Below are 14,729 nucleotides of genomic sequence, written 5' to 3' on the forward strand. Positions count from 1 at the left end.
CGTGCTCAAGATCCTCAGCTCCACCGCCGCGGCCGAGTCGTCCAGCTTCGACCGCTCCCGCCGCCGCGACGGCGAGGACAACGTGCAGTGGCTGGTCCGCAACGGGCTGAACCGCGAGGACGGGACGCTGGTGCTGCTGATCGGCAGCCGCGGCCACCTCCCGTTCCGCCTGCGCGTGGCCCAGTCCCACCTGAGGCACGACCTGACCCCGAGCTACTGGTCCCACGTGGCGCTGCTGGGCCCGGTCGGCGACGATCCGGCGAGCACCACGCTGTACGAGATCTCGTTCGAGCCGCCGGGCGGCTTCGCGGTCCCCACGACCACCAACGGTCTCCAGCGGGGCCGCCTCGGCACGTACGAGGACGCAACCCAACATCCCAACATCGCCCTGCTGCGCCTGCCGGTCGCCGCCGAGGTGTGGCAGGCGCCGACCACCGCCGGGCAGATCTCGGTGCTGGAGCGCTACCAGAAGCAGCGCTCGGTGCTGGACGCGACCGAGCTGCTGCTGGAGTGGCTGGCGTTCCTCTGGGGCGTCGGGCACGCGGGCAACCCGCTGCTGGACGGCCGCGGCATCCCGTCGGCGGCGATGATCGAGTCGCTGCTGAACGCCTCCGGCTACGACCTGACGCCGTCGCTGGAGAGCCGGGCCAGCTGTCCCGAGGCGGTCTGGCAGGCCGCCAAGTGGTGGCACCCGTACTACGGCGACCGCAACGCCGCCCCGATCGAGGGCTTCTGGCACACCGGGCACAAGATCGAGCTCTGACCCATATTTCTTACCGACTAGTTGGTAACTAGCAGGCTCTTACCGACTAGTTGGTAACTAACAGGCCGACCGAGCAGGCGCGGCTCCTCCGCCGACGTTGTTACCGACCAGTCAGTCGGAATCGGCCGGGCCGAGCAGGCGCAGCTCCTCGATGTCCATCGCCGCCTGCAGGTCGCGCAGCACGATGTCGTCGATCTTGTTCAGGTCCCGCATCCGGGTGACGGCCCGGCGCTTGTTGTCCAGGACGGCCAGCCGCAGCCGGTGCTCGAGCTCCTCGTACCGCTGGGCCGCCGGGTCGGTGTCGGCCCGGGCCATCTCGAGGTGGTCCTCGTAGTCGGCGCGGACCCGGTCGACCATGTCGTCCGGCGCTCCGAGCGACCGGGCGACCTCCGGCAGCACGTCGAGCGCGGCCTGTCCGGCGGCCAGCCGGGCCTCGCGCGTCTCGTCGGCCCGGGTCTCGTCGCCGTTCAGGCCGGCCCAGCGGATCACCAGCGGCAGGGTCAGGCCTTCCAGCAGGATCGTCAGCACGATCACCACCACGGTGGTGAAGACGATCAGATCACGTTCGGTGTACGCGGTGCCGTCGGCCAGCGTGACCGGTACGGCCAGCGCCGCGGCCAGGGAGACGGCGCCGCGGAAACCGGTCCAGCCACTCGCGGTACGGACCTTCCAGTTGACCCGGCGGGCGCGCTGCACGGCACGACGGTCGACGGTGCGCACGATCACCGTGGACACGTGCACCCAGGCCAGCCGGGTCAGGATGACCACCGCGGTGGCCGCCAGCGCGATGCCGACGGCGGGGCCGAACGACCGTCCCGAGATGCCCCTGACGGCCTCCGGGATCTGCATCCCGACCAGCACGAACAGGCTGCCGTTGAGCATGAAGGTGGCCAGGTTCCAGAACGCGAAGGCCTGCACCCTCGACCGGGCCCGGATCACCCGCGGTCCGGCGTACGCGAGCATCAGCCCGGAGACGACGACGGCGACGACCCCGCTGGCGTGGCCGACCTCAGCCAGCAGGAAGGCGAGGAACGGCGTGAGGATGCTCAGGCCGCCCTCGACCAGCGGGTCGTCGAGATGCCGGCGGGCCAGCACGACCAGGCCGCCGGCCAGCGCCCCGGAGAGGATGCCGCCCGCCGACGACCAGAGCAGCTGGGCCGACAGCTCGACCGGGCCGGGAATCTCCCCCGCGACCAGCGCCCCCACCGCCACCGCGAACAGCACCAGCGCCGTACCGTCGTTGATCAGGCTCTCCGCCCGCAGCGTGGTCAGCGTGCGGCGCGGCATCCGCTTGGCGAGGCCGGCCATCGCGGCGGCGTCGGTCGGCGCCAGCACGGCACCCAGGATCCAGGCCGCGGAGGCCGCCACCCCGAGGGCCTGCAGCGAGTACGACACCGTCACCATCGTGACGACGACCAGGACCACCGCGGACAGGATGATGACGCGCAGGTTGGCCCGGATCTCGCGCAGGCTGGTGTTGAGGCTCTCCCAGTAGAGGATGGCCGGCAGGAAGAGCAGCAGGACGACCTCGGACGGCAGCCGGACCTCGGCCAGGGCGGGAATCAGCGCCAGCAGGCAGCCGAACGTGATCAGCAGAATCGGCGGCGCGACACTGAACCGGCGGCCGATGACCGTGCCCACCAGCACGACGGCAGCGAGCACGACGATCAGCAGCAGAGATTCCACCGGCTCATTCTGCCTGTCCCCGCCGGCCGCAGGCTCGCTGGTCAGGACGCCGACCGGCGCGGCGCTCAGCTCGGGGACAGTTCCCCGACGATGGCGAGCAGGGCGTCGCGATCCGGGTCGGCGACGTCCCTCAGGGCGGCGAGCGCACAGGCGGAGGGTGGCAGGTCGCGCAGCGGGACGGCGACCACGTCGGGGTGCTGGAAGTGCTCGGCGAAGGGCGCCACCGTCGGGTGCACGAGGCGGCCCCGCGCGAGCAGGTAGAGCAGCTCGGCGTTGTCGTCGACCGGCGCGTCGACGAACCGGATCGGCCGCCCGGACGGTGTCCTGGCCGGGCAGGTGGCCTCGGCCTGCTCCGCGGTGAGTCCGTAGGGGCGCCGGACGTCGTGGCCGGCCAGGTCCTCGACGGACAGATCGGCGCGGCCGGCGAGCGGATGGCTCCGGCCGAGCATCACCACCCGTTGGTCGGCGGCGGTCAGCACCGGGCCGACGACGATGTCCGGCTGGTCGAGGGGCAGGCGGGTCACGACGAGGTCGACCTCGCGTCGGCGTAGCGGCCCGAGGCGGTCGTCGAACGGCGTCGTGCTCAGCCGTACCGTGGCACCGGCGTACCTGGCCTCGAACCGCTCGACGGCCCGGCTCAGGATGCTCACCCCGGAGGCGGCGTTCAGCAGCCCCACGCGAACCACACCCGGCCCGCGGGCCCGGAACGCGGCTGTCCGCAGCACCCGGTCGAGGCCGGCGACCGCGGGGGCGAGCTCGGCGCGCAGCGTACGCCCGGCTTCGGTCAGCTCGACCACGCGGCTGGTGCGGCGGAACAGCGGCTGATCGCCCAGCTTCCGCTCGATGGCGCACACGGTCTGGCTGACGCGCGAGGTGGTGAGGCCGAGCCGGTCGGCCGCGCGCCCGAAGTGCAGTTCCTCGGCGAGTACGAGGAACAGCCGCAGCTCACGCAGTTCCAGGTCGGGCATCGTTGAGCGATGCTACACGTTCCGCGTACCAGATCGTCGTTGATCCTGGCCGGGCGCCACGCGAGGGTTGAGTCATGGATCTGCTCACCCTGGGCGTGCTCACGCCGCACGCCACGCCCGGTCCGGAGGTCGAGATGCCGGCCATGGCGCCGGGGCGGATCCGGGTCGAGGTCTCGAGGATCCGGAACGCCGGTGGCCTGCGCGCACAGGCGGGGGCGGCGGTCCTCGACGAGGCGGCCGCGGCGCTGCCGGCCGGCGTGGACGTGCTCGCCTTCGCGTCGACGAGCACGGGGTACGCCCTGGGCCACGACGAGGAGGGCACGCTCGTGAAGCGGCTCCGGGACCGGTGGGGCGTGCCGGCGTACTCCGCTTCCCGGTCCGCGGTGTCGGCGCTGCGGTCCTGGCACGTCAAGCGGGTCGGCCTGGTCCACCCGCCGTGGTTCGGGCCCTCGCTCAACGAGCTCGGCGCCGAGTACTTCCGCGGCCAGGGCTTCGAGGTCGTCGAGGCCCGGCTGGCGGCGGATCTGCCCGACGATCCGCGCCGGATCGAGCCGGCCATGGTGGTCGAGTGGGTCGCGCGGCACCTCGGCCACCGCGCCGAAGCGGTCTTCATCGGCGGGAACGGCTTCCGCGCCGCTCGCGCCATCCACGACCTGGAGCGCCGGACCGGCCGCCTCGTCCTGGCGGCCAACCAGGTCCTGCTGTGGTCCGTCCTCGGGAACGCCGGAGCACCGGTAACCGTCCGGGGGTTCGGGACGTTGTTCGACCACCGCCGACCCGGCGGAACCACGACGAAGGAGAGGTAGGAGGCACCATGGGCAAGGTAGTGGCGCAAGCGATCATGTCCCTCGACGGGTATGTCGCCAAGCCGGACAACACCATCGGCCGGTTGTTCGACTGGCTGCAGAACGGCGAGATCGCGAGCCCGACCCCGGCCGGCGACTTCGACGTCCACCTGACGCCGCCGAGTTCGGACCACTGGCAGCGGTGGGTGTCCTCACTCGGCGCGCTGGTCTGCGGCCGGACGCTGTTCGACGTGACGGACGGCTGGCAGGGCCGGCACACCCTGGACGTCCCCGTCGTCGTGGTGACGCACCGCGTCCCGTCGGACTGGGTCGAAGCCCACCCCGAGGCGCCCTTCACCTTCGTGACCGACGGTGTCGCCGTCGCGGTCGCCCAGGCCCAGGCGCTCGCCGGTGACCGCGACGTCACGGTCACCGGTGGCACCATCGCCCGGCAATGCCTCGAGCTGGGGCTGCTGGACGAGGTGGCCGTCGATCTCGTCCCGGTCGTGATGGGCGAGGGCAACCGCCCCTTCTTCGGCAAGCTCTCCGCCGAGGACGTCCTGCTCGGCAACCCCACCGTCTGCGTCCAGGGCGACCGGGTCACGCACCTGGTGTTCCCGGTGGTGCGGTGACCGCGAGGCCAGACGCAGGAGCTGCCGGCGAGCTCCATCCTGTAGGGACCCTGGATGTCAGATGCGTTCCGGACACCCGGTCCACGGCCCTTCGCCGGCGTCGTCCGGAAGCGAGCGGCGCCGGCGGCGACGGCGCGTCACCGGGGAACGAGGCGGAGGAGGAACACCTCGGCCGAGCGGGCCGGCGGGTAGTTGCCGTACTTCCCGTCGAAGAGGGCGAGAACGTCGGTCGGCCCGGGGGTGTGCTCCTGGTCGAGCCGGATCAGGTCGAAGTCGTGAGCCTCCCGGCCGGACCGGCGGGGCGGCCAGACGGCGAGCGCGCCGAAGGGCGCCGATCCGGCCGGCTGGTCGTCGCGGGCGTGCAGGACCCGCTCGGCCAGCCGGTTGGCCAGGTTGCCGGTGCCGTCGACGTAGACGTCGTCCTCGGTGCCGACGTACGGCAGGAACACCGTGTCCAGGCGTTCGCTGCCCTGGATCAGGGTCACGGCGAGCAGCCAGTACCGGTCCAGGGAACGGACGTGCTCCTGGTGGTCCCAGAGTTCGTCGAAGCGCCGGTCCACGAACTGGCCCCACGGGCTGGCCATGTCGACCTCGAGCTGCGGCACGTCGAAGGACACCTTGCCGATCGGGAAGAACGAGATGAGGGCCCGATGGTCCCACTGGTAGAGCTGGATCGACGGGGACGCGTCGTACACGCAGACCTTGAGCCGGGACTTCACCTCGGGGCTGTCGAGCTGGTCGCGGAACAGGTACAGCTGACGCAGGTTGTCCATGATCTGGGCGGCGACGTCGATCTGCCGGCGTACCAGTTCCTCGGCCCGTTGCTGGGCGGCGGCCGAGCTCGGGTCGAGGAGCAGCACCCGGATGGTCGCGCCCTGGTCGAGGGCCTTGCGCATGGCGCTGAATGTCCGCGTGCGGGTGCGGTCCTCAAGCAGGAGGGTCCAGGTGTCCAGGATCCGGATGTTGCGGTGGGTCTCGCGCATCCGGTCGACGAACGCGGCCTGATCGAAACGGTCGTGCTCCTGGACCCGGGCCTTACGGGCCTCGTCGAAGATCGGGTCGAAGATCAGGTACGACACCGCGGCCAGGACCAGGCTGGAACCGAGGTTGAGCAGCAGGTCGGAGGTGAATCCCCGGGTCGACCCGGCCGCGATCAGCAGGCCGGCCGAGGCCAGGAACAGGATCCCACCGATGATCAGGGTGCGGGTTCGCCACCGTGGAACGCGACCGAGACGCCACCGAGACAATTGCGTACCCCCCAGTAATCATGATCACCGATTTCGGTGAGCTCACGCAAGCGCCGGATCAACTCGGGCGTCCTAGGTCCTCAGTGGTCGCGGGGGCGGTGCCAGCGGAGCGGGCCGGGGTGCAGGGTCCACCAGAGGCGGCGCCACCAGGAGCGGTTCTGTCTCAGGGCTTCGGCGTAGGCGGTGACCTGGTCGGCGGCCCGTCTCGCCTGGGTCTCGTCGGCCATGCCGGGGGCGAACTCGGTGGTGTTGATGCCGTCGACCAGGCCGTCCAGGGCCGGGAGATCCGGGGTGGCCGGCGGCGGCGTTGATCTTCGCAGCATCGGCCGAGGGACGTCGGCCGCGTGGGCCGCGGCCTCGGTGGCGGCCAGGTGATGGGGTACGGGTTTCCCGGCCAGCCGCAGCGCGTCGGTGAACTCCAGCCAGGCGCCGGCGATGCGGTCGTCGGGCGGGCCGTCGCTCAGCCGCCGCCGCCTCAGCGACCGCCGCATCGTCACGATGGTCAGGGCGGCCGCGGCCAGCAGCAGGAACGCCGAGCCGGACGCGCCGGTGGCCACGATGAGGGTGGACCGGCCGCCGCCAGGGCGCGCGGCGAGCATGGTGGGCCCGGCGGACTGGCTGGTGGCGTCGCTGGGCGGGGGCGCCTCGGACGGCGGGGGCGGGGGCTTGGTCGGCTTGGGGGTGAAGTCCTCCTCGACCGGACGCGGGTCCTTCGACTTGGGCATCGGGTCGAAGGCGACCCAGCCCAGGTCGTCGAAGAGGATCTCGGGCCAGGCCAGGGCGTTGGCCGCGGTGACCTGGCCGGTGGCCGGCACGTCGAAGCCGACCACGACGCGGCTGGGCAGGCCGGTCAGGCGGGCCAGCAGGGCGTACGAGGCGGCGAACTGCTCGGAGGTGCCGACCTGGCCGCCACGGTTGCGGGGGCCGAACAGGAAGTACTCGAGGTTGGGGTAGGCGTGGCCGCTGGGCGCGTCGTTGACCTTGCGGTAGTGCTCGGCCAGGAACTCCTCGATGGCGGTGGCCCGGTCGAAGGCGGCGCCGTTGCCCTCCTGGAGCTGGTCGGCCAGGCGCTGGATCGGTTCGGGGACGTTGGCGCCGATGGCCAGGTAGCGGGCCACCGCGTCGCCGGTGGGCGAGTCCGCCTCGGGCAGCAGGTTGAGGTCGGGGGTGGGACGTTCGGACACCACTTCGTACCGCACTCCGGGGCGCAGCTCCTCGGGGCGGATCAGCGTGCCGGTCGCCGGGTCGAACGCCACCCGGGCGCCCGACACCTCGCTGGGGGTGGGCACCACCGGGAGCAGGCGACCGGTCAGGCCGTCGATCGTGATGTCCTGCTTGACCTCGTCGACGGTGGTGCCGGGCGGCGGCGGTTGCGGTGGGAGGACCCGGCCGGCGTTGCGATAGGTGGCCCCGACGCGCCAGGTGGCGCCGTCGTAGTCGGAGAGCACGGCGAGGCGCAGGCGTTGCTTGGGAACAGTGGTCCGCACGGACAGGAGGCGCTCGGTGGGCGTCAGCGCCCAGCCCGAGATCCGGTTGAGAGGGCTCTCGTCCAGCGAGTCCACCTGGGGTGGTGAGACGTATCGGCGCGGGTCGACCGGGGTCGCGCTCACTCGACCCGCGACCCACGGGCCGGCCAGCGCCACCAGGGCGACCACCACCGTCAGCCCGGCGGCCGCGCCGGCAAGCGCTCGCCCCCGCATGATCGCGCGTGTGGGAACGGGCACGTCTGCTGTGCCCGTACCCTCAAGGGGTTGAGAACTTGTCAACGCGGCCGCGACCAGCCCCGCGAAGGCGACCGACGACCAGCCCGCGGCCGACGCGTTGGGGCCGACGACGTAGAGCGCGCCCGCATAGAGCGCCGCCGCCGGGACGCAGCCGAGCAGGACGCGGCCGGCGCGCACGGCGATCTCGGCGCCGGCCAGACCGGCAAGCCAGGCCGCGACGATGGGTACGACCACCGTGTCCGGCGTCGGCTCGACCGGGATCATGGCCGTGAGCAGGCGCGGGATGCCGTTGACGAGCGAGTCGCGGACGATCGCGGCGAGCGGGTCGGTGAGCGCGGCCCGGTCGGCGGCGATGTTCAGCGCGAACAGTGTGTAACCGGCGAGCAGGAGTACGGACGCCGGCGCGGCGGTCCACGACGGCAGCCGGCGCACCGCCACCGAGGCCGCGACCGAGCCGAGCGCCGCGCCCGCGACCAGCCTGACCAGCAGGTCGTCGGCGTAGATCCGGCCCAGGACCAGCCCGGACAGCGCGATCAGGAGCACGAGCACGATGGGTACGACCGCAGCGCGCAGCCACCTCACCATCCGCGGACCCCGTCCCAGGCGGCGGCGAACTCGAGCCCGTCCTCGGCCTCGATCACGATCATGCCGTTACCGGCGGTGACCGGCGCGGCGTCGCGGTCGCCGAACAGGCCGGCGATGACGACCGGGTAGGGGCCGCGCAGGGCGCCCACCTCGCCGAGGTCGCCGCGGCCGCCGGGGCCGGTGAGGAAGACCAGGGTGTCGCCGAGACGCTGCGTCCTGAGGTGCCTTACCTTCGGGGTCAGCTCCCCCGTGCCGAGGGCCACCTCGGTGAGGACGTCCAGGTAGGGGCCGGTCCGGTCGGCGCTGACCAGGTGCAGGCCGATCGGCAGGTCTTCACGCACGGCGGCGGCGATGATCGACGCGGCCGCCTCACACGCCGTCTCGAACGTCTCCGGGTCGGGGTGCGCCTGCTTGCGGTCGTCGAGCAGCACCACGATGGTCGGCTCGCTGGTGTCGAGCTGCTCCCGCACCATCAGCTCGCCGACCTTGGCCGAGCTGCGCCAATGCACCCGCCGCAGCTCGTCGCCGACCACGTACTCGCGCAGCGAGTCGAACGTGATCGTGCCGTGCGGCACCTTGTCGATGCGGCCGTCGAGGCTGCGCGCCATGCCGGCCGGCACCGCCCGCAGCAGGTGGATACGCGGGTGCACCCACACCGTGGTGGTCCCGCCGTAGCCGCGCGACAGCTCGATCAGCCCGAGCGGATCCGAGCGCCGCACCAGCAGCGGGCCGATCGGGACGACACCGCGCCGTTCCGTGGGGACGGGGTAGGTCTCGGTGGTGTCCTTGCCGGGCCGTAGCCGCAGCAGCGGGACCGGCACCTCCCGACGGCCGCACCGGTCGACCGCGACCAGGCTCGCGGCCCGGAACCGGCTGGCGTTGTGCACGGTCAGCCGCATGGTGGCGGGGTCGCCGCGGGCCACCCGGTCGGGGTCGGCGAGCCGGTCGACCTTGAGCGTCGGGCGCCACAGCGCGAACACCACCGCGGTGCCGGCCGCCAGCACCGCGGCCACCCCGAGGACGGCCAGGTCGGGGTAGCCGAACTGGAAACCGATGGTGAGCAGCGCTATCGCGGCGACGGCCACGCCGTAGCCGCGGGCGGTGACGCCCCTCATACGCGCTGGTTGTCGGGCAGCGGCACCGGCACCTGCCGGATCGCGTCGGCCAGCACCTCCGTCGCCGTGACGCCACGCAGCTGGGCGTCCGGCGAGAGCAGGACGCGGTGCGCGAAGACCGGCTCGACCAGCGTCTTGAAGTCTTCCGGCAGCACGTAGCCCCGGCCGTTGATCAGGGCGAACGCGGAGGCGGCGCGGGTCAGCGCGATCACGCCGCGGGGGCTGACGCCGACGCGGACCTGCGGGTGGTTGCGGGTGGCGGCGGCCAGGCGGACCGCGTACGTGTAAAGGGGGTCGGCGATGTGCACCCGCAGCGCCATCCGCACCATCTCGCCGACGGTGGCCGTGTCGGTGACCGGCTCCAGGGTGTCGGGCGAGCGCAGGGCCGCCCCGCGCAGCACCTCGACCTCGACGTCCTCGTCCGGGTAGCCGACCGACAGCTTGACCAGGAACCGGTCGAGCTGGGCCTCGGGCAGCCGGTAGGTGCCGTCCATCTCGACCGGGTTCTGGGTGGCGACCACCAGGAACGGCTGCGGCACCGGGTGAGGCACGCCGTCGACGGTGACCCGGCGCTCCTCCATCACCTCGAGCAGCGACGACTGGGTCTTGGGTGAGGCCCGGTTGATCTCGTCGGCGATGACGATGTTGGCGAACACCGGCCCCGGGTGGAACTCGAAGCCGCGGCTGGCCTGGTTGAAGATCGTCACGCCGGACACGTCGGAGGGCAGCAGGTCGGGGGTGAACTGGATGCGCCGCCACTGCCCGCGGACGCTGGCCGCCAGCGCCCGCGCGAGGGTGGTCTTCCCGACGCCGGGCACGTCCTCGAGCAGCACGTGTCCCTGGGCGAACAGCGCGGTCAGGGCAAGCCGGACGACGTCCGGCTTGCCCAGCACGACCGTGCCGATGCGTTCGGCGAGCTGCGCGGCGACCTGGGCGAAGCCCTGGATGTGCTGGGGCGGCAACGGTTGGTCCGGGTGCATGTGTTCCGCCTAGCAGGTGGGCAGGTTGTTGATGTTGTCGCCGCCGTCGAGGTTGAGCCACGCCCACGGGATGTAGTTGTTACTGCCAGAGCTGATCTTGACCCACCACGTGCTGCGCTTGTTCTTGTTGTAGATGTACGCGAAGACCTCTTCGCCGGACTTCTTGCAGTACGCCTGGAGCCGGGTCCCCGGCCGGGCCCAACCGGTCTTGTTGTTGTCGTCCTGCCTGGTGACCGAGAAGGTCTCGTTGCCGTTCCGGCCGTCGACGTCCTTGTCGCAGTAGGTCGCGGTGTCGCCGTCCTCGCCGTTCTTGCAGGTGGCGACGCCGTAGATGTTCGCCGTGACAATCTTCTTGTCCTTGGTCGCGGTCCCCGCCTTGTTCGTGGCGGAGACCGTGAAGGTGTAGGTGGTGCTCGGCTTCAGGCCGGTGATCCTGAGGCTGGAGCAGCTGCCGTCGGCCGTGCCACCCTTGTCGGTCTTCGCCTTGCAGGTCGCTGTGCCACCGCCCGCGTTGACGCTGAACGTGACGGTGCCCGAGTTGAACGTCGACGACGCGCCGGTGATCGTGACCTGCGGCATCGCCACGGTCCTGGCGGTGGCCGAGCCCGGGGCGCTCTCCCCTGCCTCGTTGACCGCGCGCACCTCGACCCGGACGGTCTCACCGTCGCCGAAGCCGGTCATGGTGACCGCGTTGCCGTCGGTGACGTCGACCGAGCGGCCGGCCGCCGTCACCACGTACTTGGTGATCGGCCGCCCGTTCTCGGCCGCGGGCGTCCAGGTGGCCCGGATCGCGCCCTTCTGGTCGCCGACCGTGGTGGCCTCCACGTTCTCCGGCGCCTCGGGCTTGGCGTAGGGCACCACGCTGTTGCTCACCGGCGACGCCTTGGACCCGGCGCCGCGCTCGTTGACGGCCACGACGGTGAACGCGTACTGCTTGCCGTACTCGAGCTCACCGGCCTTGACCGTCAGCTCGGCCGAGCTCGACTCGCCGACCGGGGCGCTGCCGCCCTCGGAGATCGCGGTCACCGCGTACCGCTCGATCTCAAGACCCTGCCCGTTGGCCGCGGGCCAGCTCACGGCGACCGTGCCGTCCGGCTTGGCCACCGCCGTGGCCGCGGTCGGCGCGTCCGGGACCTCGGAGGTCGGCCGCACCGCGTTGCTGGTCTTGGACGGCCCGTCGCCCTTCTTGTTGACCGCGTGCACCTCGAACCGGTACGTCTCGCCGTTGGTCAGCCCCGTCACGTTCAGCGAGCGCTGGTCGGCGCCCACCTGGAACGTCTTGCCGGCGCCGGTGACCACGTAGCGGGTGATCGGCGCGCCGTTCGGGTTGGCCGACTGCCAGGTCACCCGGGCCTCGGCGTTGCCCGCCGCGGCACGCACGTTGCGCGGCGCGCCCGGCTTGCTGACCTCGGGCTTCTTCGGCTTCGGGGGCGGCGGCGGGGTGTCCGGCGTGGGCGGCGCGTCGCCACCGAGCACGTCGTCGGCGTACTTGTCGACGATCCGCACCTGGTGAGCGTTGTCGACCACCCGCGCCGTCGACGCGCCCGGAGCGTTGATGAACAGGTAGTTCTCGCGCACCTCGAGCTCGAGCGGCCCGCCCGGGTTCGGCACCTGGATGCTCTTCTGCTCGCGGCCCTGCCCGTCGAACACGTGCACCGTGCCGGTGTCCTCCTCGGCGACGTAGAAGAAGCCCTCCCACGCCACCGCCGGTTGCAGCTCGGGCCCGTCGCCCGGCACCTGGAAGCTCGGCCCCATCTTGTCGCCCTTGACGACGTAGACCTGCCGCGCGTCCGGCACCGTCACCGGGATCGAAAGCCCCCAGGTCTGCGGGGCCACGGTTCCCGGTCCGGCGAGAGGCAGCTGCGCCACGAGCTTCTGATCCCCGCGTACGGAGGTGAGCGCGTTGGTCGTGCGGTTCAGCACCGCGACACCGTCGTCGAGCGTCGAGATGGCCAGGTCATGGCTGGCCGGGGCGACCGAGGTGGTGGCCACCTGGACCGGCCCCGCGGTGGCGGCCTGGCCCCCTTGGTCGGTTCCCTGGGACGCGATCGGGGCGGCCGTGATCGCCGAGACGGTGCCCTGGCTGGGGACGCCGATCCACAGCCGGCCCTTGCCGTCGAAGACGCCACCGGTGATGCCCGGCGGGTAGTTCAGCGGCTGCCCGATCGGGGTCAGGTAGCGCGGGTCGATCTGCCGCACCACGCCGCGCACGGCGTCGACCACGAACGCGGCGTCCTCGTGCAGCGCCACGCTCACGCCCAGCCCCGAGTTGGTCGGCGTGGTCGCGAACATCTTCAGCGAGGTCAGGTCCATCGAGCTGATCACGCCGGTGCTGACGTCGCGGTAGATCACGAAGCGGTCGTTCTGCGAGATCTGCATCGTGTGGTTACGAGCCACGGGCACATCGACGCGGGTGTCCACCTTGGCGGTCACCCCGTTGACCCGGGCGACCTCGCCCTTGCCCTTGGACCACACCCAGGAGGCGGCGTCAAAGCTCGCGACGGCCTGATCCGCCGCGCCGAGCCCGAGCACGGTCAGCCCCAGCCCCGTCACGAGAGTTAGGACTGTACCGATCGTGACGAGACCACCACGCGTACGCCATGGGGCCTTCGATGTGCTCACGGCCTGCGGTTCCTCCCCGTTGAGCCAGCAGAACGCGGGCCATCATAAGACGTTCGATCCCTTCGGGACACCCGGCGAGTCACGCCTGTGGATAACCATGATCGCTTTCCGTGATCGTTAACTGGTTTGCTTGGGCCCCGGCCGGGACGTGCACGACTGCTCGCTGGGCGCGAACGCGTTCACCCCGTAGACCGACACCGCGGCGAAGCAGTAGTCCAGCTGATCATTGAGTCCGCGCAGCTCAAAGCGCGTTTCTCCGGGCCCGACCTCACCCATCGGCTTGAGTACCTCCCCCGGGTGTCCCCCAGTGATCAGCGTCGATGTCTTGCCTTCGCTGGCGTCGACCCAGCTGATCTCCACCGAGGTCCCGTAGTCCCTAACCTGCACCCCCCGCGGCGGCGGCCCGCCTCCCACAGTTGGCACATCTGAATCTTTACCGTCATCTTTGCCGCCCCGATCGGCGAGCACGAAAACCAGCGCGACCACGGCGACACTGACCGCCAGAACCGCGGCGATGGCCGCGAAGATCGCCGGGCCCTTCTTCGAGGACGACGATGCCGCGGGCGCCTCGGTCGGTGTTGCGGTTATCCGGGGCGGCTGAGGGTCGCCGAACGGCCGATGGATCGCGAGGTCGTCGAACGGCCGGTAGGGCTCCTGCTGCTCCGCCGGCCAGCCCTGCATCGGTGTGGGGTCCGGCGGGGGTGGTGCCGGCGCCTGCTCGGCCGGCCAGCCGCCCCAGCCCTCGACCCGCGGCTGCTGAGCCGTCGGCTGTTGAACGGGCGGCGGCTGGACCGGCGGCTGCTGGACGGGCGGCTGCTGGACGGGCGCTCGTTGCGTCGGTGGTGGCAGGGGCGCGGGCTCTTGAACAACCCGTGGAAGCGTGGCCGCCTGGTCCGCGACCGGAGCGTCCCGCCTGACCAACGGCTGAGCCTGCGGATACTCCTCAGGCAACGGCGGCGTCTGAGCCCCCGGAACCCGCCGGACCAGCGGAGTCCCCCCTTGCCGAGGAATAAGCGGCTCCGCACTGGCCTGCCGAGGCGCGACCAGCGAGGCCACATCCTGCGGCCGGCTCTCCTGAGCCGGCGCCTCCGGAACAGGCGCACTATGCGCGATGGCCCCATGGTTCCCAGCGAGATAGGCCCGAGCCTTCAAAACGGCCCAGTGACTACTCCCCAGCACCGAGTCGCCCAGCTCAACCACCCGGCTGAGCGCCTTGCGAGCTTCATGCCGATTCCCCAACTCCTCAGCCACAACGCCGAGGTCGAAGGAGATCTCCAACATGAGCGGATCAGAGTCCCCCAACCGCCACTGCCCCGCCGCGTACGCCTCTTCCAGAACCCGCCGAGCCCCCGACGGATCATCATCAAACTGATGAAGCCGAGCCAGATGGTGGGAGGCAGCCAACACCCCCGGATCATCCTCACCAAGATTCGCCCGCCCCAGAGCAACGGCATGCGCGAGCATGGCAATGCCGGCGGCCCGATCACCCTGCTCAGCCAAATACTGAGCACGCTGCCGGGCAGGCTCGAGCGGAGAGGGTTGCGACACCCGAGACATGCTGCCCGGTACAACCCTCCCCCGCCACACCCGACCGCAACAACGTCCCCTTTTGTCCGATCCCA

Annotated in this window: 11 protein-coding genes; 3 read left to right on the forward strand and 8 right to left on the reverse strand. The window is 71.5% G+C overall.

The genetic code is table 11. From position 1 onward, the window contains the following. Position 1: 1 nt before the first annotated feature. Positions 2-763 carry a hypothetical protein gene (locus AB0O15_RS13535; RefSeq protein WP_364318011.1) on the forward strand — a complete coding sequence of 254 codons (762 nt, stop codon included), beginning with the start codon at positions 2-4 and terminating at the stop codon, positions 761-763. 111 nt (positions 764-874) lie between these two features. Here AB0O15_RS13535 and AB0O15_RS13540 read toward each other — a convergent pair whose 3' ends face one another. After that, positions 875-2,449: a Na+/H+ antiporter gene (locus tag AB0O15_RS13540; RefSeq protein ID WP_364318012.1), complete on the reverse strand. Its 1,575-nt coding sequence runs from the start codon at positions 2,447-2,449 to the stop codon at positions 875-877. Between the two features lie 65 nt (positions 2,450-2,514). Beyond that, positions 2,515-3,417: a LysR family transcriptional regulator gene (locus AB0O15_RS13545; RefSeq protein WP_364318013.1), complete on the reverse strand. Its 903-nt coding sequence runs from the start codon at positions 3,415-3,417 to the stop codon at positions 2,515-2,517. A 74-nt stretch (positions 3,418-3,491) separates the two neighbouring features. On the opposite strand from AB0O15_RS13545, the gene AB0O15_RS13550 reads away from it, so the two are divergent. Together AB0O15_RS13550 and AB0O15_RS13555 are read left to right on the forward strand one after the other, a co-directional pair. Further along, positions 3,492-4,223, forward strand: a complete 732-nt coding sequence (locus tag AB0O15_RS13550; RefSeq protein WP_364318014.1) for a hypothetical protein — start codon at positions 3,492-3,494, stop codon at positions 4,221-4,223. 8 nt (positions 4,224-4,231) lie between these two features. Then, positions 4,232-4,834, forward strand: a complete 603-nt coding sequence (locus AB0O15_RS13555) for a dihydrofolate reductase family protein (protein ID WP_364318015.1) — start codon at positions 4,232-4,234, stop codon at positions 4,832-4,834. A gap of 137 nt (positions 4,835-4,971) precedes the next feature. Here the strand turns inward: AB0O15_RS13555 and AB0O15_RS13560 are convergent, their stop codons facing one another. The 6 genes from AB0O15_RS13560 to AB0O15_RS13585 form a co-directional block, all read right to left on the reverse strand. After that, a complete protein-coding gene (locus AB0O15_RS13560) occupies positions 4,972-6,081 on the reverse strand; it encodes a hypothetical protein (RefSeq protein WP_364318016.1) in 1,110 nt (369 codons plus the stop codon). 80 nt (positions 6,082-6,161) lie between these two features. Continuing rightward, on the reverse strand, positions 6,162-8,390 hold the full coding sequence (locus tag AB0O15_RS13565; RefSeq protein ID WP_364318017.1) for a transglutaminaseTgpA domain-containing protein: 2,229 nt from the start codon (positions 8,388-8,390) through the stop codon (positions 6,162-6,164). Then, a complete protein-coding gene (locus AB0O15_RS13570; protein WP_364318018.1) occupies positions 8,384-9,505 on the reverse strand; it encodes a DUF58 domain-containing protein in 1,122 nt (373 codons plus the stop codon). Before AB0O15_RS13570 ends, AB0O15_RS13565 begins: the two co-directional genes overlap by 7 nt. Then, on the reverse strand, positions 9,502-10,485 hold the full coding sequence (locus AB0O15_RS13575) for a MoxR family ATPase (protein ID WP_364318019.1): 984 nt from the start codon (positions 10,483-10,485) through the stop codon (positions 9,502-9,504). The genes AB0O15_RS13570 and AB0O15_RS13575 overlap by 4 nt, the downstream gene beginning before the upstream one ends. A 9-nt stretch (positions 10,486-10,494) precedes the next feature. Beyond that, positions 10,495-13,107 (reverse strand): fibronectin type III domain-containing protein, encoded by a 2,613-nt coding sequence (locus tag AB0O15_RS13580; protein WP_364318020.1) that lies wholly within the window; start codon positions 13,105-13,107, stop codon positions 10,495-10,497. 117 nt (positions 13,108-13,224) lie between these two features. After that, positions 13,225-14,655 carry a tetratricopeptide repeat protein gene (locus AB0O15_RS13585; RefSeq protein WP_364318021.1) on the reverse strand — a complete coding sequence of 477 codons (1,431 nt, stop codon included), beginning with the start codon at positions 14,653-14,655 and terminating at the stop codon, positions 13,225-13,227. Positions 14,656-14,729 lie beyond the last annotated feature (74 nt).

This window comes from Actinoplanes sp. NPDC089786, assembly GCF_040684855.1.
Classification (GTDB): domain Bacteria; phylum Actinomycetota; class Actinomycetes; order Mycobacteriales; family Micromonosporaceae; genus Actinoplanes.

Excerpts from the sequence above, each read along its gene's own strand:
- AB0O15_RS13570 (WP_364318018.1), bottom strand. The coding sequence starts at position 9,505 with ATGAGGGGCGTCACCGCCCGCGGCTACGGCGTGGCCGTCGCCGCGATA.
- AB0O15_RS13575 (WP_364318019.1), bottom strand. The coding sequence starts at position 10,485 with ATGCACCCGGACCAACCGTTGCCGCCCCAGCACATCCAGGGCTTCGCC.
- AB0O15_RS13565 (WP_364318017.1), bottom strand. The coding sequence starts at position 8,390 with ATGGTGAGGTGGCTGCGCGCTGCGGTCGTACCCATCGTGCTCGTGCTC.
- AB0O15_RS13550 (WP_364318014.1), top strand. The coding sequence starts at position 3,492 with ATGGATCTGCTCACCCTGGGCGTGCTCACGCCGCACGCCACGCCCGGT.
- AB0O15_RS13555 (WP_364318015.1), top strand. The coding sequence starts at position 4,232 with ATGGGCAAGGTAGTGGCGCAAGCGATCATGTCCCTCGACGGGTATGTC.
- AB0O15_RS13545 (WP_364318013.1), bottom strand. The coding sequence starts at position 3,417 with ATGCCCGACCTGGAACTGCGTGAGCTGCGGCTGTTCCTCGTACTCGCC.